We start from the raw sequence: 19,538 nt of genomic DNA on the forward strand, positions 1-19,538 counted from the left end.
GGAGGCTGAGAAGATGAGCACCAACTCACCCAAACCCACTCCTTCTCAAGGCGCTTTCGAGGGCCACAAGAAAATTGAGAAAAACGTCACCATACTGGCGGCGGCAACCCTTGTGACAGTGGCCATAGGCGGGATCGTCGAAATCGCTCCGCTGTTCTGGATCGATAACACGATCGAGAAGGTCGAAGGCATGCGGCCTTACACCCCTCTGGAGCAAGCAGGGCGCGACATCTACATTCGCGAAGGCTGCTACACCTGTCATAGTCAGATGATCCGGCCCTTTCGCGATGAGGTGGAGCGCTATGGCCACTACTCGCTGGCAGCCGAAAGTATGTATGATCACCCGTTCCAGTGGGGGTCGAAACGCACTGGTCCGGACCTTGCGAGAGTAGGCGGTCGTTATTCGGATACGTGGCATGTCCAGCATCTGAAAAACCCGCAAAGTGTGGTGCCGCAAAGCATCATGCCGAGCTATTCTTTCCTAGCCAAAACGAAACTGACAGTGCCCGATGCATCAGCCAAGCTAACCGCGCTTAGCCGCGTTGGCGTGCCGTATTCGGACGCGGACATTGAGATGGCCGAGAATGATCTCTTTGCCCAAGCCGATCCGGAGCGCGATGCGGGAGATCTGCAAGAACGGTATCCCAAAGCGCAAATCCGCGATTACGACGGCGATCCCACGCGCGTCACCGAAATGGATGCGCTGGTCGCCTATCTGCAAATGCTGGGAACTCTGGTCGATGTCGACAAGGCTGCTGCTCAGACCGAGCTGGCAGAGGAGCTGGGTCGATGAGCCTCTATGAAACGCTGCGTCATCTCGCCGACAGTTATGGTCTGGTGGTGATCTTCGCACTCTATCTCTTGCTGTGCGGATGGCACTTCCTCCCTCGTGCACGTGCCGGAGTTGAGGAAGCCAAGCACTCGATTTTCAAGGACGATGATGATGGCTGATAAAAATCGTGTTGATGAACCCACAGGCACAGAACTCGTCGGCCATGAATGGGATGGGATCGAGGAGCTCAATACCCCCCTTCCGCGCTGGTGGCTTTGGACCTTCTACGCGACCATCGCGTGGAGCGTCGTCTATGTCGTGCTCTACCCTGCATGGCCGATGGTAAGCCAAGCGACCGAAGGCGTGCTTGGCTGGTCAAGCCGCGGAGCGCTTGCTGACGAAATGACAGCAGCTGACATGGCAAGGGTAAGCACATTCGAACGGATCGCGGTGACGGATATCACCAAACTTTCTGCCGATCCCGAGCTCATGGGCCAAGCCATCGCTGGGGGTGCAGCGGCATTCAAACAACATTGTGTTCAGTGCCATGGCGCTGGCGCAGCGGGCTATGAAGAATATGGCTATCCCAACCTCAACGATGATGACTGGATTTGGGGCGGTGAAATCGGCGATATCGAATACACCCTGACCCATGGCATCCGCTGGGAAGGGTCGGACCAAACCCGTATCTCTTACATGCCAGCTTTTGAGGGCATCTTTGAGCGCGAACAGGTTGATGCTTTGGTCGGCCATGTCCTTTCGCTTAGCGGGAACGGATCGAGCAATGCGGTGGGCGCTGAATTGTACGCCGCCAATTGCGTGGCGTGCCACCAAGCGTCTGGAGAAGGCGACCAATTGCAGGGTGCGCCTGCGCTCAATGATGCAATCTGGCTGTACGGCAACAGCGAAGCGAGCATTCGTCAGCAGATCCTCGCTCCGCGTCATGGCGCAATGCCGGGCTGGAGCGATAAGCTCGACCCGGTAACAATTCGCATGCTTGCCGCATACGTCCACTCACGAGGCGGCGGGGAAGATACCGCCCAAGATGCACCAATTGCAGAAACCAGTGAGCAAGAAGCCGCTCAGCAAGAGGTATCGGGAGCGGAGGGTGATGACCGCCTCTGACCAACTCGAACAGCCCAGCAAATGGGTTCGTGCTCTCGACAAGACTGGCATCACTCGCGGCGGCCCGCCGAGTAACGGCCCGCTCTATGAAAAGCGAAAGAGTGTCCATAACAAACGGATCGATGGCCCGTTTCGCCGATTTAAATGGCTGGTTATGGTGGTCACACTTGCGATCTATTACATAACGCCGTGGCTGCGCTGGGATCGCGGCCCATACGCGCCTGATCAAGCGGTGCTTATCGATCTTGCAAACCGCCGTTTCTACATGTTCGATATCGAGATCTGGCCGCACGAGTTTTATTTCGTTGCTGGCATGCTGATCATGGCGGGTATTGGCCTCTTCCTGGTGACAAGTGCGGTTGGCCGGGCCTGGTGCGGCTATGCCTGCCCTCAAACTGTGTGGACCGACCTCTTTCAGCATGTTGACCGCTTTATCGACGGAGACCGCAATGCACGCATGCGGCTGGACAAGGCACCGTGGGGGCCGTCCAAGATCGCCCGACGTGGCGGTAAATGGGGCATCTATCTGCTGATCAGCCTCGTCACTGGCGGCGCCTGGATTCTGTATTTTGCCGATGCGCAAACTTTGTTTGTTGAATTCTTCACGGGAACGGCTTCCCCGGTCGCCTATATGACCGTTGCGGTGCTTACTGGGACTACGTTCTGGCTAGGCGGCTTTATGCGCGAACAAGTGTGCATCTACATGTGCCCATGGCCCCGCATTCAAGCCGCTATGCTCGATGAGCAATCCTTGATCGTTACCTATAAGGATTGGCGCGGCGAGCAGCGGGGCAGCCTCAAGAAAGCGCAAAAAGAACTCGAGAAATACGGCGATTGCATTGATTGCCGTGAATGCATCGCGGTCTGTCCCACCGGCATCGATATCCGCGAAGGACAGCAGGTTGGTTGCATCACCTGCGCCCTTTGCATTGATGCATGCGATCGGGTCATGAAGGATATCGGACGTCCGCGCGGCCTGATCGACTACGCAACTCTGGATCAATGCGAGGCAGAGGCCGCGGGTGCGCCAGCGATGCCCGCGTGGAAGGCATTGCTGCGCCCGCGGACATTTATCTATTTCGGTATATGGGGGGCAATCGGTACCGCGATGCTGTTCGCTTTGGGCACCCGCTCGCACACGGGGCTGACCGTTTCTCCCGACCGCAACCCACCCTTTATGTTGATGAAGGATGGATCGGTACGCAACGCATACACTTTGCGGTTGCGCAATATGGAAGGGCGCCCGCGTGATATGGAAATCGCGCTATCGGGCCTACCGCGGGGCGCAGTGATGTGGACCGACCGCATCGGGCGAGATGAGGCTGCTGCGACTCAGAAAATCGCCGTTCCTGCCGACGAAACCCGCGTTGTGCGTGCGTACGTGACGATCCCGGCGGGCAGCAGCGCAGATCAATTCACATTTGAGCTGACATCGCTTGATGAACAGCGCGAACAGGACGCCGAACCAACAACATTCGCCATGCCCGGAGGCAATTGATGAGTGCAAAGCCAACAAAATCCCGGTTCACTGGTCGGCACATGGCGGCAATCCTGATCTTTGGCTTTGGTATTGTCGTGGCGGTCAATTTCACCATGGCAGGTTTTGCGACGGGAGGTTTCCACGGCGTCGTGGTCCAAAACTCCTATGTCGCAAGTCAGCAGTTCAACACTTGGCTGGAAGAAGCCGAAGCGGATCAAGCGCTGGGATGGGAAGTCGACGCGAAACGCGATCAGGACGGATATCTTGATCTCACCGCTAATGGCGTTCCCGAAGGCGCCCTGATCACCGCAGAGCTGCGCCGCCCGATAGGCGTGCGCGACTATGCGTCTGTGACGTTTGAGCAATCAGAAAATGGTTCATACCGTTCGACCACTCCGGTGGATGAAGGGCGATGGACCATTCGCATCTCGATTGAAGCTGATAGCGAAACATGGTCCGCAGAAGACGAGCTGAGATGAACACGCTTGCTGCCCCTGTCGCCACGGACGAAGGTGCAATTAGCACGACGCGATTTACGGTGCCGGGCATGCGCTGTGCTGGCTGCATAGCCAAGCTTGAGCGCGAGCTTCCTAAGATTGCGGGCGTAAACGGTGCACGGGTCAATTTTTCGGCCAAACGCGTCGCAATTGAACACGATGAGGGCATGCGCGAAGATGATCTCGCCGAAGCGATCCTAAAGCTAGGGTTTGAAGCGCAACAGGTCGAAGATAACCCGCTTGGCCAGGAGGTCGCAGAGCGCAAAACTTTGATGCGCGCCTTGGGGGTTGCGGGCTTTGGCATGATGAATGTCATGCTGCTTTCGGTAAGTATCTGGTCTGGAGCCGAGGGCGCGACGCGCGACCTCTTCCATTGGCTTTCTGCGCTGATCGCCATGCCTGTGATCGCCTATGCCGGGCGTCCTTTTTTAGCATCGGCATGGATGGCGCTCAAACATGGGCGCACCAATATGGATGTGCCCATTTCTATCGGAGTGGTTCTGGCAACCGCTTTAAGCCTGTACGAGACGATAACTGGCGGCCCGCATGCATATTTCGAAAGCGCCGTCATGCTGCTCTTCTTCCTTCTCGCAGGGCGCGCGCTTGACGCGGAAATGCGCACGCGTACGCGCGCAGAAATCGGTGCTCTGTTAGGGCGGATGGGCAAGACAGCGAGCGTGATCGGCCCCGATGGTTCAACCCGGCGCCTACCAGCGCGTGAGCTTGAACCGGGGATGTTGGTGCTGGTTGCTGCGGGTGAAGCCTTGGCCGCCGATGGCGAGGTCGAACAGGGCGCCAGCTCGATCGACAATTCGATGCTGACCGGAGAAAGCGCGCCGGAGCGCATCGGTGTTGGCTCTGCAATTCACGCAGGGGCAATCAACATCACCGCCCCCATCCGTTTGCGCCTCACCCGCACCGCCGAAGACACTGCAATCGCCGAAATCGCACGATTGATGGATGAGGCGGGCCAATCTCGCAGCCAATACGTACGGATCGCCGACCGCGCCTCGCGCCTTTACGCACCCGTCGTTCACACGCTTGCCGCACTCGCTTTTGTCGGGTGGATGATCGCCGGGGCTGGCTGGCATCAGTCTCTGGTCATCGCCATTGCCGTGCTAATCATCACATGTCCGTGTGCGATGGGCCTTGCGGTTCCCACCGCTCAGGTTGTGGCGTCGGGCGCACTGTTAAAGCGGGGTTTGCTTGTCAAAGATGGCAGCGCGCTGGAACGGCTCGCTGAGGTGGATGTGGCGCTGTTCGACAAGACTGGTACGCTGACCTTGGGGGAACCACGCGCCGACATCGCGGAGCTTGATAGCAAGGCGCGCAGTGTTGCCTTAGCGCTGGCCCAAGCGAGCAGGCATCCATTGAGCAAGGGGCTGGCCCTAACCTTGCGCGAAGCAAGTGTTGCGCCAGCACCTGTCTCGGACATTTCAGAGCATAGCGGGCAAGGCATTAGCGGTCAGTGGAATGGGATGCGGGTCGCACTCGAGCGGCCTGGCAACGCTGAAGAAGGCCTCGCCGCCGCGCTAGTCATTGGCGAGCATCACCATGTTCTGCACTTCACTGATCCTATGCGCAGCGATTGTGCGGCAACGCTTGCGACGCTGGCCAAGCATGGCGTTGATGCGAGCATACTGTCGGGGGATCGTCATGCACCGGTTGAACACGCCGCGAAGCAGCTCTCGATCCCCTTTGCTGCAGAGGCGTCTCCGCAAGATAAGCTGGCCGCTCTCGCGTCGCTGAAAGATCAAGGGCGAAAGCCGCTTATGGTCGGCGATGGCCTCAATGATGGACCTGCGCTTGCTGCCGCACACGCTTCGATAGCGCCAAGCACTGCCAGCGATGCCAGCCAACAGGCGGCAGATGCGGTGTTTATTGGCGAAAAGCTGTTTCCGGTTGCTCTTGCAGTCCGGGTCGCGCGGCGCACGATGGCCGTCGTGCGGCAGAATTTCGGCTTTGCTATCGGGTATAATGTGCTGGCCATACCGCTGGCTGTGTTTGGCTATGTCACGCCGCTCATCGCGGCGATCGCCATGTCGTTGAGTTCACTGGTCGTGGTCGCCAATTCACTGCGCCTCGCCAGCAGCGCAAAAGGAAACGCGCCATGACTAATCTGGCTTTCTTGATCCCGATCGCGCTCTTCATGGGAGCGGCTGGTCTTGCCGCGTTTTTCTGGGCCATGCGGTCTGGTCAGTACGAGGATATGGACGGGGCTGCGGCTCGTATTCTAATCGACGAAGAGGATACGGAACAATGAATGCCGGCCTTATCGTATCGCTGGCTGCGGTCATACCGATGGCCACTGGGCCATTCCCGCAAGAACAGCGCAGCTTGGTCGCGGGCCTCTGCAATGGCGAGCAAATTGTCATTCCTATTGGAGATGACGAGCAGGAGCCTGGACGCGACTGTCATCAAAAGGCCTGCCATGCGGGTGCTTGCCGCGAAAAGGCCAAGAGGTCTCGCACGGTTTGATCTAGCGCAAAGACGCGCTGCCGTTGATCTTGTTCAAGGCTTCTTATGTGGCCTTATCATCCAGAATTGCTCGAAACGCCGGTGCCGCGTTACACGAGCTATCCGACTGCCGTCGATTTTGGCGAGCTTCCAACCGCTGCTTTGACGCATGCAATCGAAGGGGCGAGCGGGGACATCTCGCTTTACCTTCACATTCCGTTTTGCGAGAGCATTTGCCATTATTGCGGGTGCAATACGGGTAAAGCCAATCGCAAGCAGCGTGTGGAGAGTTACCTCGCTGCTCTCCATACCGAAATTGAAACGGTCGCTTCGCTCCTGCCGCGCGACGCCAGAGTTCGCCGGATCGCCTTTGGCGGTGGCAGCCCCAACGCAATCGAACCGAGCCAGTTCATTGCGCTTGTCGATGCACTGGGCCGCAATTTCTGGCTGGGCGACTGCGAGTGGTCAATTGAATTGGACCCGCGCTCCATGAGCAGCGTCTGGGGTGAGGCCGTTGCCGAGGCAGGCATCACACGCGCCAGCATGGGAGTGCAGACCTTTGCCGCGCATTGCCAGAAAGCAATCGGGCGCGAGCAGAGTGACGCGATGATTTGTCGCAGCATTGATTGGCTGCGAGACGCGGGTGTGACATCGCTGAATTTCGATCTGATGTATGGCTTGCCCCATCAAAGCGCAGACGACCTCGCGGACAGTCTCGAATACACAAAGCTGCTTGGTGCCGACCGGATTGCGGTGTTCGGCTATGCCCATGTGCCGCATTTGATCGCCCGCCAGAGAATCATCGACGCGGGCGCTTTGCCAGATGCGAAGGCACGCTTTGATATGGCCGCGATGGCGCATGAGTTTCTCACCAACGAGGGCTATGATGCAATTGGGTTCGATCATTTTGCCTTGCCGAGAGACCCGATGGCAATCGCGACCCAATCAGGCCGTTTGCGCCGCAATTTTCAGGGCTTCAGCGATGATCCGGGTGAAGTGCTGATCGGTTTGGGCGCAAGCGCAATCAGTGGCTTTCCCCACCTCATCGCTCAAAACGAAAAGAACAACGGTCGATACCGGATGAAGGCATCGCAAGGGATGCTCACATCAAGTGTTGGCGTGGTGAGAAATCGCGAAGATCAGATGCGAGGCAAGGTGATAGAAGACTTGCTGTGCAAGGGTTTTGCCACACTTCCACCCTGTATCTACGCCTCGTGCGGGATCAAACTGGACCGTTTCATCGGACGAAGCTTGGCGCGGTTTGATGGGATGACCTTTGTAATTCAACCAGCAGGCCTGCCATATGCGAGAGCCATAGCGGCGCAATTCGATCAGTTTAGAGAGGTCTCACAGCGGCGCTTCAGCTCTGCAATTTAAAGCCCAGGTCAGATGCGGCCTGTGACTTAGCCGAGCTCTTGGAAGAGTGTCCGATAGAATGAAATTGGGTCGGGAGCGGACTTTCCTCTTCTAGCGATGTGCAACCAGAACCGGACCTTCCGCTTCCGACCCAGCTCCGGCCGTTCCGATACGCGCACCAGTCCCAGACGCACCGAATTGAGGCCTTAAAGGTAGGCCGGAACGCAGTCTTTGAGTTGACATTGCGTGCGAATGGAACAAAATAAGAACATATGTGTGATTCGGAGCAATCCATGTCCAGTTTACGTGGGCGGCTAACTGATGTTGCGTGTGTAAATGAAGCCTCTTGCAAAGAGCGATTTGCTTCAGGTCACGCATCTCTCGACGCCTATCTTGATGGAGGTTTTTTGCGTGGGCAGCTGCATGAAATCTTTGCCGACTCTGATGAGGATAATGGGTGTGCAGCAGGGGTTGCAGCCATGCTTTCATTGCGCGCCAAGCAGACAGGTAAGAGCATTTTGTGGCTCCGCACTCTGGCGGCATCGCGCAAAGGCGGACGCTTTAATCCCGCTGGTTTCGCGGAATTGGGCGGAGATCCATCGGCTTTGTTTATCGTGGTCGCTCCTGATGAAGCGACGCTTCTCAGATCAGCTGTCGATGCGTTGCGCTGTGACGACTTTGGCGCAGTGGTAATCGAATGCTGGGGCTCGCCTGCCATTCTCGATCTAACCGCCAGTCGCCGACTGACGTTGGCTGCCGATCGCAGCGGCGCGACCGCAATTATGTTGCGCCTTGGTGCGCGCGAACAACCCAGTACGGCAAGCACGCGGTGGGCGGTGCGATCGGCATTCTCCCGCCCTCTCGAAGCCAACGCTCCGGGTCATCCGACCATGGATCTGACCTTGCTGCGCAGACGCTCTGGCCCTTCTGGCAAAAGCTGGCGGGTGGAGTGGAGCCGTGACAACCAGTGCTTCCAGGAACATCAGCAATCCACCTTCAGACAAAAGCCAAAGACGCTTTCTGGCTCTGTGGTTCCCTTTTTTGGCGTCGGACAGGCTGCAGCGAGAGAGAGAAGTAAGCTTATCGCCTGAACGACCTCTTGCGTTTGTTGAAAAACAAAAGGGGGCGATGCGTCTTGTGGCGCTCAACCGGGCCGCACTGGAATGCGGGCTTACCCTAGGATCAAACTTAGCTGATGCGCGGGCGGTTGAGCCAGAGTTGATCGTGTACGATCACAACCCTCAAGCCGATGCAGAACTGCTCGATCAGATTGCTGATGAATGCGTGCGCTATACGCCAATGGTCGCCGTGGAACCACCAGATGGCCTGGCACTCGATATTACAGGCAGCGCGCATCTTTCAGGGGGAGAGATGGAGCTTCAACAGGATGTTCGAGGCTGGTTCGCGAGTCAGCAGATTGCAACACGCCTGGCATGCGCATCCTCTGCTGAAGCGGCGAGCGCTTTGGCTCGCTTCCATCGCGGCGAGGTAGCGGACGAAATGCAGGCAATTCGTTCTTTGCCTGTGGCTGCGCTGCAGCTTGATCCCGAAGCCGATTTGGGATTGCGCCGAGCAGGGCTGAAAATGATCGGTGATGTGATGGACCGCCCGCGCAAAGTCATCGCCGCGCGTTTCGGAGCCGCAAGCGTTTATCGGCTGGAACGTTTGATCGGGAAAAGTGCAAAGCCGCTTGATACGCGTAGACCCCAGCGTTCTTTCACCTTTCACCGCCGCTTTGCTGAGCCCATCACAAGCAAGACCTATTCTGTCAGCGTGCTGCGCGAATTGCTTGATGAAGCCAACGCAGAACTCGCTGGTGAGAACCTTGGTGGCCGCGCCTTTGAAGCGCGTTTCAACAGGGTCGATGGTGCAGTCCAAAGCCTGTATATCGAAACCGGCCGATCGACCCGAGACAGCACCGCGATTGCCAGACTCTTCGATGAACGATTGGATGGTTTGGCCGACCCGCTCGATCCCGGTTTCGGTTTTGACAGCGTCGAGCTTGCTATCGTTCAGACCGAGCTTTTGAAGTCGCAGCAGGAAGATATCGAAAAAGAGGTAAGGCGCGACAATACACTGGCGGAAACTCTGGATATTTTGCGCGTCCGACTGGGGCGCAACCGGGTGCTGCGTTTTCGCCCGAACGACACGCATATTCCCGAAAACACCCAAATTGCGCTGCCTGCTATAGATGCAGGGCATCCCTTTGCCTGGCAGTCAGCAGAGCTGGGGGAACCTCCTTCACGCCCGCTGCACTTGTTCGATCCGCCGCAGCGCATTGCTGTCATCGCAGAAATTCCCGACGGGCCGCCAAAACGGTTTCGCTGGCGCAAAAAAGTGCGCGATGTCGCGCGGCATGAGGGGCCAGAGCGGATTGCATCGGAATGGTGGAAAGCGAGCGAAGACCCGCTCGGGCGTACGCAATTGACGCGCGATTATTATCGCATCGAGGATACAGAGGGACGGCGGTATTGGGTGTTTCGTCATGGCCTTTATGGCCGCGAAGCCGATGATCCGAACTGGTATTTACACGGGCTGTTTGCCTGATGCCGGATAAAACACCTGTGGCTTTTGCAGAGCTTGTCGCTGCGACCAATTATTCATTCCTGCGCGGGGCATCGCACCCTTCCGATATGGTCGCTCAGGCAATCAACCTTGGGATGAGCGGCATCGGCATTGCGGATCGCAACAGCGTTGCCGGCGTGGTGCGCGCGCATGTTGCCCTGGGTGATGCTCTGGAGAAATTGCCCGAAACACAGCGATCTGCTTTCGGCTTTCGCCTGGTGGTTGGATCGCGGCTCTGCTTTGTTGACGAGACGCCCGACATTATCGCCTATCCGACCACGCGCTATGGCTGGGGCCGACTGACACGCCTGCTTACCCTCGGTAATCTACGAACATCAAAAGGCGGCTGCCTGCTGCAATTGTCCGATCTGCTCGCCCATTGTGAGGACATGGTTTTCATTGCCATGGCAGAGCCTCGTGATGCCAAGCACAAGGCTGCGCTCGCTGCCTTGCATGGTGCTGCGCCAGACATGCTGTGGCTTGGTGCTACTATGCACCGATCTGGAAAAGACGAGCGTCGGCTTGCCCAATTGACCGCTCTATCCAGCGATCTGGCTATTCCCCTGCTTGCGACCAATGATGCGCTCTACGCAGAGCCAGAAGACCGGCAATTGCACGATGTGCTCACCTGCATAAACGAGGGCACAACGATTTCCGAAGCCGGCAAGCGGCTGGCTCCCAATGCTGAGCGGCATTTGAAGGGTCCGTGGGAAATAGACCGACTATTCAAAGCGGCTCCACAAGCCATCGCTGCCAGCCAAGATATTCTATCGCGGATCACGTTTACGTTCGACGATTTACGGTATGAATATCCGCATGAGCCAGTGCCCGAAGGTTGGGAGCCACAGGATTGGCTGGAACATCTCGTGATAGAAGCCGCGCGCGAACGCTGGCCCGAAGGCATTCCGCCGAAAGCAACGGCAATGATGGAGGAGGAGTTCGCCCTCATCCGTAAAGCAAACTATGCCTATTACTTCCTGACAGTCCACGATCTGGTTAGATTTGCACGCAGCCAGAAGCCGCCAATTCTATGTCAGGGGCGCGGCTCGGCGGCGAATTCCATCGTTTGCTATCTGCTCAAAGTGACGTCGGTCGATCCAGTCGAGCACAATTTGTTATTCTCTCGTTTCATGTCCGAAGAGCGCAAAGAACCGCCAGACATTGATGTAGATTTCGAACATGAGCGACGCGAAGAGGTGATGCAATATGTGTATCGCCGGTATGGCCGCGAGCGCGCCGGGATTTGCGCCACTGTGATCCATTACCGCCCGCGCAGCGCTGTGCGCGAAGTTGGCAAGGTGCTTGGCCTGTCGGAAGATATGACCAACCGTATGGTCAGCACCGTTTGGGGCAGTCATTCCGGCTTGCTTAAAGATACACAGATTGAGGAAAACGGGTTCGATCTCAGCAACCCCCAGGTCGCGCGCCTTAAGCTGCTAGTCGATCAGATCCTCAAATTTCCGCGCCATCTGTCTCAGCATGTTGGGGGTTATGTGCTGACGCAGGGACGGCTCGATGAAATAGTGCCGATTCATAATGCCGCGATGGAGGACCGCACATTTATAGAATGGGACAAGGACGACATTGACGCGCTGGGCCTGATGAAAGTTGATGTGCTGGCGCTGGGCATGCTCACCTGCATTCAGAAAAGCTTCGACTTGATGCGCAAACACGGCCTTGGCGATTTTGAGCTGGACACAATCCAGCATGAAGACAGCGAGGTTTATGACATGCTGTGCGCGGGCGACAGCATCGGTGTGTTTCAGGTCGAAAGCCGTGCGCAGATCAACATGTTACCGCGCATGAAACCGAGGGAATTCTATGACCTCGTCATTCAGGTCGCGATTGTTCGTCCCGGCCCTATTGAGGGGGATATGGTTCACCCCTATCTGCGCCGCCGTTCTGGCGTGGAGGCTGTGAACTATCCTTCTCCCAAACCACCGCACGATCCCGACGAACTGAAAAGCGTATTAGGGCGCACCAAAGGCGTCCCGCTATTTCAGGAACAGGCGATGAAGCTTGCCATTGTGGCAGCAGACTTCTCTCCCGAAGATGCCAATCGTCTGCGCCGGGCAATGGCCACATTTCGCAATGTCGGCACGATCAACCAGTTCGAGAAGAAGATGGTCGATGGCATGGTAGCGCGGGGTTACGAACGGTCCTTTGCTGAGCGATGCTACAAACAAATTCAGGGTTTTGGCAGTTATGGCTTCCCTGAAAGCCACGCCCTGTCCTTTGCACGCTTGGTCTATGTTTCCAGTTGGATCAAATGCCATCATCCGGCTGTGTTCGCCTGCGCATTGCTGAATTCACAGCCAATGGGTTTTTACGCGCCCGCGCAACTGGTGCGCGATTTGCGCGAACATGGCGGAGAGGTGCGCGCGTCTGACATCAATGCCAGCGACTGGGATAACAGTCTTGAACCGTGTGAGAGTGGTAAGCTCACACTACGGTTAGGATTCCGCCAAATCGATGGTTTTCGCAAAGAATGGTCGGAGCAACTGGTGGCAGCTCGCAGCGGTGCCAACTTCACCAGTATTGAAGATCTGGCTCGCCAAGCCGACTTGCCCCGGCGAGCTTTAAGGTTGCTCGCAGATGCAGACGCTTTCCGTTCTATTGGTGAAGACCGGCGCCAAGCGCTCTGGAATGTTCGGCGCATGCCCAAGGGAGAGCTGCCCTTGTTCGCTGCTGCAAAGGCACGTGAATTGCGTGAGGAAGAGGACACGCCGCTCCCTCCAATGCCGTTATCCGACCATGTCGTTGCAGATTATCAAACCACGCGGCTTTCCCTGAAAGGGCATCCAATGGGCTTCCTGCGCGAGCGTTTCCAATCCGAAGGTGTGCTGAGCTGCGCAGAAGCCGACGCAGCGAAAAATGGCGCGAAAGTACGGACAGCAGGTGTTGTTTTAACCCGTCAACGACCGGGCAAGGGCAATGCCGTTTTTGTCACTATCGAGGATGAAACAGGGATCATCAACGCGCTGCTTTGGGCGAGGCATATGGAACGATTGCGCCGCCCGGTAATGGCCTCTCGCCTGATGCTGTTGGAAGGGGAAGTCCAGCGCAGCAAAGAAGGCGTCGTGCATCTTATGGTCAGCAATGTGATCGACCGTACAAGTGATCTCAATCACATGTCAGAGACACATCACGCGAAGCTCGACACTTCCTTTGGCGACAAGGTTGCTGATCGTCATCCCGCACCCGGCCACCGCCATCCCCGCGATGTTCGTATCCTGCCGAAATCACGAGATTTCCATTGATGTGATCGGGTCAGTGTCTGCCTGCTTCGAAAACGGTAAGGGCCAAGTTTCTTGGCATTGGACAGCATCAGTCTCAGCGGCATTGTCAGAGCAAATGCACCTGATTGACGGCTGAGGCACTGGGGGTAGGGCGGTGCGATGCCCAGACCTCGCAAGCCAATCAGCCCGTTTCGTTATTTCAACTCTTCGCCTGAGGTAATCCGCTTGGTAGTTATGATGTATGTTCGGTTTCCGCAGAGCTTGCGTAATGTTGAGGACCTGCTGGCCGAGCGCGGGATCGACATTTGCCATTCCACGAAGAGAACGGGCGATGATCAGATTCAGGCAGATGAGATCGCTACAGAAGTTCGCTTCCGTCCACGCTAACGTGCTCAATCACTTCAATTTCCAACGTCACCTCGTCGACAGAGAAACTTACAAGACCGCTCGCGGCAAGCACTCATGGCCTAAAAAGCGGGTGGGTAGGGGCAAAACTGCCAAACGGAGACAAGTTGCGTTTAGGCTGACAGCACACCCAGGACCGTTGGAGAAAAAAATTGGCAGATCAGTTTTTATGTTCGAATTCTGCCTGCTTTGTCGCATGCGCGCTTGTTGCTGTTCGTTGTCAACGACATTAGAGTTTTACTGGACGTTCAGGAGGGTTCGCAGAATGGTTTGGCTGATGACAAATGCGGTGAAGCCCGCAGAGAAGCTTCGACGCGATCACTACCTTTCCCAGATTGCAGTTCGTTTTGAATTCTCACGCGGCTGATAGGAATGCTGAACTGGCTACCCGGTAGGCCGAAGCCTGACATACACACACAGATTGCGGCTTTGTCCCGTTTTCAGGATCGCTTGCCCGGACGATCGGACATACGAGTTAAACTGGCCGGCCTGTATCTGCATCTTGGAGAGTTTGGCAAAGCAGAGTCAGTCCTAGGTCAGAAAGTATGTCTGGATAGTCCGGATGCGCTGCTTTGCCACGCAAGGCTGGCGCGTCACCGAGGGCGAGCTAGCATTGCCGAAGGGCATTTTTATGCTGCGCAAGCGCTGGGCTCGAAGGTCGCTTTGGCTGAACTGGGAAGGCTGCTTGTCGAACAAGAGCGGTATGAGGAGGCAGTGCCGCTTTGTAGGGAGGCATTGGCTACTGATCCAGGAGACTTCGTTGCAGCAATGGCGCTATGCAGGAGTTTGATCGCGCTGAATCAGATTGACGAGCTCGGGCAATGGGGTGGAGCTTGCCTTGCTCTTGGACAATGGAACGCGCTGGCACCAACCGCGCTTGCCCACGCGAACCAGACGGAACTGCTCGAAGGGATCGTTTCCCCGAAAAGCAGCATTACCTCCATGACCAATATCGTGGATGCGGACACGCCGGGCCAATTGTTTGAACAGTTGACAGAGCACACGTCGCGCTCAAAATTACCGGCATCAAATGCGGGCAAAGGCGGAGGGTGGCGTATAAGCCATTTGCTGGAGCTTGGTATTCCGAGCGTGGAAACCTTGTTCGAGCGCATCAAGCAAGGCATTCGAGAAAGAGCGTTGGGCTTTGATGCACCGACGGACTGGCATCCGCTACACTGCGTGCCAGAAAATGTTGGGCTTGAGACATGGGCCAACATATTTGCAGGTGACGGATATGAAGATTGGCACTGTCACCCCGCTGGCTGGCTAAGCGGTGTTTTTTATGTCGACGTTCCTGTTTCGGAAGAAGGCAGCTCTCCCGATGGGCAAATAGAGTTCGGACCATTGCCGATAAGTGGGCAAAATGATCTTGAGGCGTGGCCTAAACAGTTGATCATGCCGCAAAAGGGCGCACTGTTGCTCTTCCCATCTTACTTTGGTCACCGCACTTACCCGTCGCAGTCATCTCGCCCACGAATCTCGATCGCATTCGATGTCGTTCCGAAAACGGGCCATTAGGATACTCTTATGACCGAACCGCTCTTGCTAGTATCGGGATTGCCGCGATGCGGAACGTCGCTGATGATGCAAATGCTGGAAGCTGGCGGCATCGAGCCTTTCACAGATAGGGTTCGACAGGCTGATGATGACAATCCCAAAGGGTATTTTGAATGGGAGGCGATCAAGCAGATTGGGCGGGATCACCGGATCCTTGAGCCTGCGCTCGGGTCGGGCAAAGCGATCAAAGTTATATCCGCATTGTTGCCCAAGTTACCGAAAGCCCACCACTATAAGGTCATCTATATGGAGAGAGATCTCAACGAGGTGGTCCGATCACAAAACAAGATGATAGCAGCGCGCGGGGAGAGGCAAGATAGTGAAGCGCTGGCACAAACAGTCGATAGAATGCGCGCGCACAACGAAGAAATCAAAGGTTGGATGCGTTCCGCCCGCCATCTGGATTTCATCACCGTCTCCCACCGCCAGCTTATCCGAAAGACCGCCAAGCAGCTGCCGCGCATTATAGAATTTGTCGGTGAAGAACTGCTACCCAAACACGAAGCCATGCCCAATTCGATCGAGCTTGGACTGTATCGAAATCGCAATCATAGCCGTTGGCGTGATCGGCTCGGTTTTTGAGAGCAGCGGCTGTTCCGTTGGTCTGCCTCCAATACCTGAATGGCTGGGCATTAGGCTTGATTGACACTGGAAAGCCGGCACCATATCCACGCCCACTGCAACAGTGAGACGAACGGAGACACATGTCGGACCCTACACCAGCAACTGACTTACCAGTCCCAAGCGGCAGCATCACAATTTCTGCCAACGCATTGCTGGAGGATATGGGTGACGAGGCCGTGATCCTGAACCTCAATAATGAGCGTTATTACGGACTCGACAAAATTGGCATGAACTTTTGGCATTGGCTCAACGAGGAAGGTGATGTCGACAAGGCTCTGGCTCGCGCCGTTAAAACCTATGACATTGCGCCGGACGTGCTGAAAAGGGACCTTGGCGTCTTCGTAGTCGAATTGCACAATGCGGGTCTGGTCACGTTCGGAGAGGCCGACAGTTGAACCTGCATATCCTGCAAAAACTTGGGGTGTACATCGACCAAGAGTTTTTGAGCAAAGACGAGTGTAAGGAGATTCGGCAGGCGATCCGTGAGGGAGAGCAGGTTGCTGCCAACGTTTATAGCAAGCGCGATCAATCAAGAAAAATTGATCCCGAAAAGCGGCAGTCGCTTTTTGCGAAAGTACCAGCAACGCTTGCAGCCAAAACGGATCGGAAAATTGAAGCACTCCGTCCCAGGCTGGAGGAGAAGTTCAACGAACGCTTTGCGGCACAAATGGAAGCCGCCAAATTTCTCCTATATCGAGAAGGGCACTTTTTCGCGCCGCATACAGATGACCAGCTAGGTCGACGCGTCAATTTATCGATCTACCTTAACGATCAAACTGACCATGGCGACGATGGCACTTACAGTGGGGGGGAGCTCAAGCTCTATGGGCTGGTCGATCGACCCGAATGGAACAATCGCGGCATGTCGTTGCGTGGACAGGGCGGCATGCTGGTGGCCTATCGGGCGGATTTGGTTCATGAAGTTACACCAGTCCTTTGCGGTGAAAGATACGCAATCGTCGCGCGTTTTTTGCAACATCAAGGCAATAGCTGAAAATGGCTCACTTACGCTTGGCGATCCTGCAGAATATCGTACTGGTGCCCTTGGCTGAGTTGGGTCTGAGAACGGCTGGTTTGCGAAGAACATGGCGCATTCTCGAAGCTGCCACGGGCGGTGCGTCGCCTTTGGAAAACCCTCCGATGGAAGATGTTCTAGACAATCTGGCCGCACTCAAGCGAGCGATGGCAATCACTCCGATTAAGAACAAGTGCTTGGCGCGCTCGCTGGTTTTGTGGTGGCAGCTGGAGCGGCGCGGGCTTCACGCCTCGCTCAATATCGGCATTCGCAAAAAACAGATTTTCCGCGCGCATGCCTGGCTCGAATATCGCGGCAGACCGTTAAATGCCAGCAAGCAAGTCTATGGAAATTACAAATCGATAGGCCGGTTTGACTATCCCAGAGATGTCACTTGAGCGGCATTTGCGGCTATTTCCGCTATGATGGCAAGCAGGTCGAAGGCGACGTGCTTGCCGATATGCTCCACATCTTGCGCGCGCAAGGGCCGGACGAACAGGCCTATTGGCAAGCGCCAAACATTGCACTGGGTCACACGCAGCTCAAAACAACCCGAGAGGCTGCGACGGAGCAGCAGCCATCATCGCTAGATGGCCAAATCTGGGTTACTGCCGATGCGCGGATTGACGGCCGTCTGGACTTGATCGCAAAGCTGCGTGGCAAGGGCGTGGACGTTGAACAAACTGTGTCCGACGATCATCTCATATTGCATGCCTATATGGTCTGGGGCGCGGATTGCCTTAAGCATCTGATCGGCGATTTTGCGTTCATCCTATGGGACGACAGGCGACAGGACATGTTCTGCGCGACTGATCAGATGGGGGTTTCACCGCTCTATTATGCGCAGATTGACGGGGGCATTCTCGCCAGCAACAATGTGAATGCCATTCGTGCTCATCCGGCGGTTTCGTCCATTCTAAACGAGCAAGCCATCGGCGATTACTTGCTTTTCCGGATGAATCACGCGGCCAAGCGCACGACCTTCCGGGACATCCATAAACTCGCTCCGGGTGAATGTTTGACTGCAAACCGTGGCAAGCTTCTTGTCGGACAGTATTGGGCGATGTCTGAAGCCGAGCCGCGACGGCGCAATCCGGCCGAGATCAGAGAAGAGTTTGATTTTCTGTTCACGCAAGCTGTCAGTGACCGGTGCCGGGATGACTATGCCGGCACCCATCTTAGCGGAGGAATGGACTCAACCTCCATCGCGGCGATCCTAGCGGAGCTGCGTGGTCGTAAATCGAGTCTGGCTGTCAACGCATACACCTATGTGCCCGCTCTTGATCGATTGAGTCTGGAGCGGCCCTTTGCAGAAAAGGTCGCCGACAAACTCAACATACCTTCAAGAGTGTTCAAGGATGATTCTGAGTTTCCACTTCCCGACATTACGGGCCGTGAAGACCTACCGCCTGAGCCCAGCTTCACTAGCCGATCAACGACCAGATTTCGTATTTTTGGCGATAGCGTGAACAAAGGTCGGAATTTCTTCGCTGGTTATGGCGGTGATCCGCTGCTGCACCCGCCGCTAGATTATTGGGGTAATCTACGCAAATCAGGCCAATATGGATTGATGCTGTCTGAATTGGCTCAATATACCAAGGTGTACGGGAAACCGCCCCTTCGAGCGTTGGCGCAGTCTTTTCAAAACGGGCGGGATGTTCGCCGTGGCCCAGTGACGCGCAAAGTGCCGAACTGGTTGGCACAACCATTCGTCAGCCGGGCGGCGTTGCAAGAGCGATTTCAGAACCTCACGGGCATTGCCAGCCTGAACGACAGCCCGCGAAAAGACATGGCAATCCACCCTCTTTGGCGCCGGATATTCGAATGGCATAGTCCAGCATATTCAATGTTACCGATGAAGCTGTGCTTTCCGTTCTTCGATGTTCGATTGGTCGAAATGATGCAATCGGTGCGGGTGTACCCATGGATGGCGAACAAGTTGCTCTTGAGGCAGATCATGCACAATCGATTGCCGCAAGAAGTACTCCAGCGTCCGAAGACTGCTTTCCCGGCGAACCAGATGGCTGCCTTGTTTGAAGAAAGCGGTGTTCCAGACTGGCAAAAAATCTTGCCGCTGGGCGATCATGTCGAGGAGTTCATAGACGTATCAGCTCTGCGGGAGAGCCTAGCGGATGGCAAGAATTTGACCACTCAGGATACACGAGCGGTTAATCGCATTGGCTCCTTGGCAATTTGGCTCAACCTGTATAACAAGCAGATAAATTTAGGAGTAATGCAGCGCTGTGAAAAACTCACCAACTTCAAAAAACGTGTCTGGACAGGCTTTGAATCAAGCCGAGTATAAGGCGCCTCATTTGCTCGATTATGGTCCGGTCAGCGAGCTGACCCAAACGATAATGGGTGACACTGGCGATGATGGTGGCGGTGTTCCGTCCTCATACACTGCGAGTATTCTTTAGGCGCTTTATCTTCGCTAATCCTGTCG

17 protein-coding genes and 1 pseudogene are annotated in these 19,538 nt (G+C 55.9%); all 18 read left to right on the plus strand.

The genetic code is table 11. The features are described 5' to 3' along the window. Nucleotides 1-13 precede the first annotated feature (13 nt). The 18 genes and pseudogenes from ccoO (at nucleotide 14) to MWU39_RS02780 (ending at nucleotide 19,397) form a co-directional block, all read left to right on the plus strand. Nucleotides 14-793 (plus strand): cytochrome-c oxidase, cbb3-type subunit II, encoded by a 780-nt coding sequence (ccoO, locus tag MWU39_RS02695; RefSeq protein WP_247158436.1) that lies wholly within the window; start codon nucleotides 14-16, stop codon nucleotides 791-793. Next, nucleotides 790-951 carry a cbb3-type cytochrome c oxidase subunit 3 gene (locus MWU39_RS02700; protein ID WP_247158437.1) on the plus strand — a complete coding sequence of 54 codons (162 nt, stop codon included), beginning with the start codon at nucleotides 790-792 and terminating at the stop codon, nucleotides 949-951. The genes ccoO and MWU39_RS02700 overlap by 4 nt, the downstream gene beginning before the upstream one ends. Further along, on the plus strand, nucleotides 944-1,897 hold the full coding sequence (gene ccoP / locus MWU39_RS02705; RefSeq protein WP_247158438.1) for a cytochrome-c oxidase, cbb3-type subunit III: 954 nt from the start codon (nucleotides 944-946) through the stop codon (nucleotides 1,895-1,897). The genes MWU39_RS02700 and ccoP overlap by 8 nt, the downstream gene beginning before the upstream one ends. Further along, a complete protein-coding gene (gene ccoG, locus MWU39_RS02710; protein WP_247158439.1) occupies nucleotides 1,884-3,395 on the plus strand; it encodes a cytochrome c oxidase accessory protein CcoG in 1,512 nt (503 codons plus the stop codon). The genes ccoP and ccoG overlap by 14 nt, the downstream gene beginning before the upstream one ends. Beyond that, entirely contained in the window at nucleotides 3,395-3,856 is a 462-nt protein-coding gene (locus MWU39_RS02715; protein ID WP_247158440.1) for a FixH family protein, read from the plus strand. The genes ccoG and MWU39_RS02715 overlap by 1 nt, the downstream gene beginning before the upstream one ends. After that, nucleotides 3,853-5,988, plus strand: a complete 2,136-nt coding sequence (locus MWU39_RS02720) for a heavy metal translocating P-type ATPase (RefSeq protein WP_247158442.1) — start codon at nucleotides 3,853-3,855, stop codon at nucleotides 5,986-5,988. Before MWU39_RS02715 ends, MWU39_RS02720 begins: the two co-directional genes overlap by 4 nt. Continuing rightward, entirely contained in the window at nucleotides 5,985-6,137 is a 153-nt protein-coding gene (ccoS, locus tag MWU39_RS02725; RefSeq protein ID WP_247158443.1) for a cbb3-type cytochrome oxidase assembly protein CcoS, read from the plus strand. The genes MWU39_RS02720 and ccoS overlap by 4 nt, the downstream gene beginning before the upstream one ends. A 260-nt stretch (nucleotides 6,138-6,397) precedes the next feature. Further along, nucleotides 6,398-7,708 (plus strand): oxygen-independent coproporphyrinogen III oxidase, encoded by a 1,311-nt coding sequence (gene hemN / locus MWU39_RS02730; protein ID WP_247158444.1) that lies wholly within the window; start codon nucleotides 6,398-6,400, stop codon nucleotides 7,706-7,708. Between the two features lie 458 nt (nucleotides 7,709-8,166). Next, a complete protein-coding gene (locus MWU39_RS02735; RefSeq protein WP_247158445.1) occupies nucleotides 8,167-8,778 on the plus strand; it encodes a hypothetical protein in 612 nt (203 codons plus the stop codon). 37 nt (nucleotides 8,779-8,815) lie between these two features. Beyond that, complete coding sequence (locus tag MWU39_RS02740) at nucleotides 8,816-10,234, plus strand: DNA polymerase Y family protein (protein ID WP_348646362.1); 1,419 nt, start codon at nucleotides 8,816-8,818, stop codon at nucleotides 10,232-10,234. Continuing rightward, nucleotides 10,234-13,512 (plus strand): error-prone DNA polymerase, encoded by a 3,279-nt coding sequence (locus MWU39_RS02745; RefSeq protein WP_247158446.1) that lies wholly within the window; start codon nucleotides 10,234-10,236, stop codon nucleotides 13,510-13,512. The genes MWU39_RS02740 and MWU39_RS02745 overlap by 1 nt, the downstream gene beginning before the upstream one ends. A gap of 138 nt (nucleotides 13,513-13,650) precedes the next feature. Continuing rightward, nucleotides 13,651-13,797, plus strand: a pseudogene (locus MWU39_RS02750) (IS6 family transposase); the annotation flags it as partial. Between the two features lie 471 nt (nucleotides 13,798-14,268). After that, nucleotides 14,269-15,414, plus strand: coding sequence for a putative 2OG-Fe(II) oxygenase (locus tag MWU39_RS02755; protein ID WP_247158447.1), 1,146 nt, complete (start codon nucleotides 14,269-14,271; stop codon nucleotides 15,412-15,414). A 9-nt stretch (nucleotides 15,415-15,423) separates the two neighbouring features. Further along, entirely contained in the window at nucleotides 15,424-16,035 is a 612-nt protein-coding gene (locus MWU39_RS02760) for a sulfotransferase (RefSeq protein ID WP_247158448.1), read from the plus strand. Nucleotides 16,036-16,157: 122 nt separating this feature from the next. Beyond that, nucleotides 16,158-16,472 (plus strand): PqqD family protein, encoded by a 315-nt coding sequence (locus tag MWU39_RS02765; protein ID WP_247158449.1) that lies wholly within the window; start codon nucleotides 16,158-16,160, stop codon nucleotides 16,470-16,472. Next, entirely contained in the window at nucleotides 16,469-17,071 is a 603-nt protein-coding gene (locus MWU39_RS02770; protein ID WP_247158450.1) for a 2OG-Fe(II) oxygenase, read from the plus strand. Before MWU39_RS02765 ends, MWU39_RS02770 begins: the two co-directional genes overlap by 4 nt. A gap of 2 nt (nucleotides 17,072-17,073) precedes the next feature. Further along, complete coding sequence (locus MWU39_RS02775; protein ID WP_247158451.1) at nucleotides 17,074-17,490, plus strand: lasso peptide biosynthesis B2 protein; 417 nt, start codon at nucleotides 17,074-17,076, stop codon at nucleotides 17,488-17,490. Then, nucleotides 17,487-19,397 carry an asparagine synthase-related protein gene (locus tag MWU39_RS02780; RefSeq protein WP_247158452.1) on the plus strand — a complete coding sequence of 637 codons (1,911 nt, stop codon included), beginning with the start codon at nucleotides 17,487-17,489 and terminating at the stop codon, nucleotides 19,395-19,397. The genes MWU39_RS02775 and MWU39_RS02780 overlap by 4 nt, the downstream gene beginning before the upstream one ends. Nucleotides 19,398-19,538: the final 141 nt, after the last annotated feature.

Source organism: Erythrobacter sp. F6033 (assembly GCF_023016005.1).
Classification (GTDB): domain Bacteria; phylum Pseudomonadota; class Alphaproteobacteria; order Sphingomonadales; family Sphingomonadaceae; genus Erythrobacter.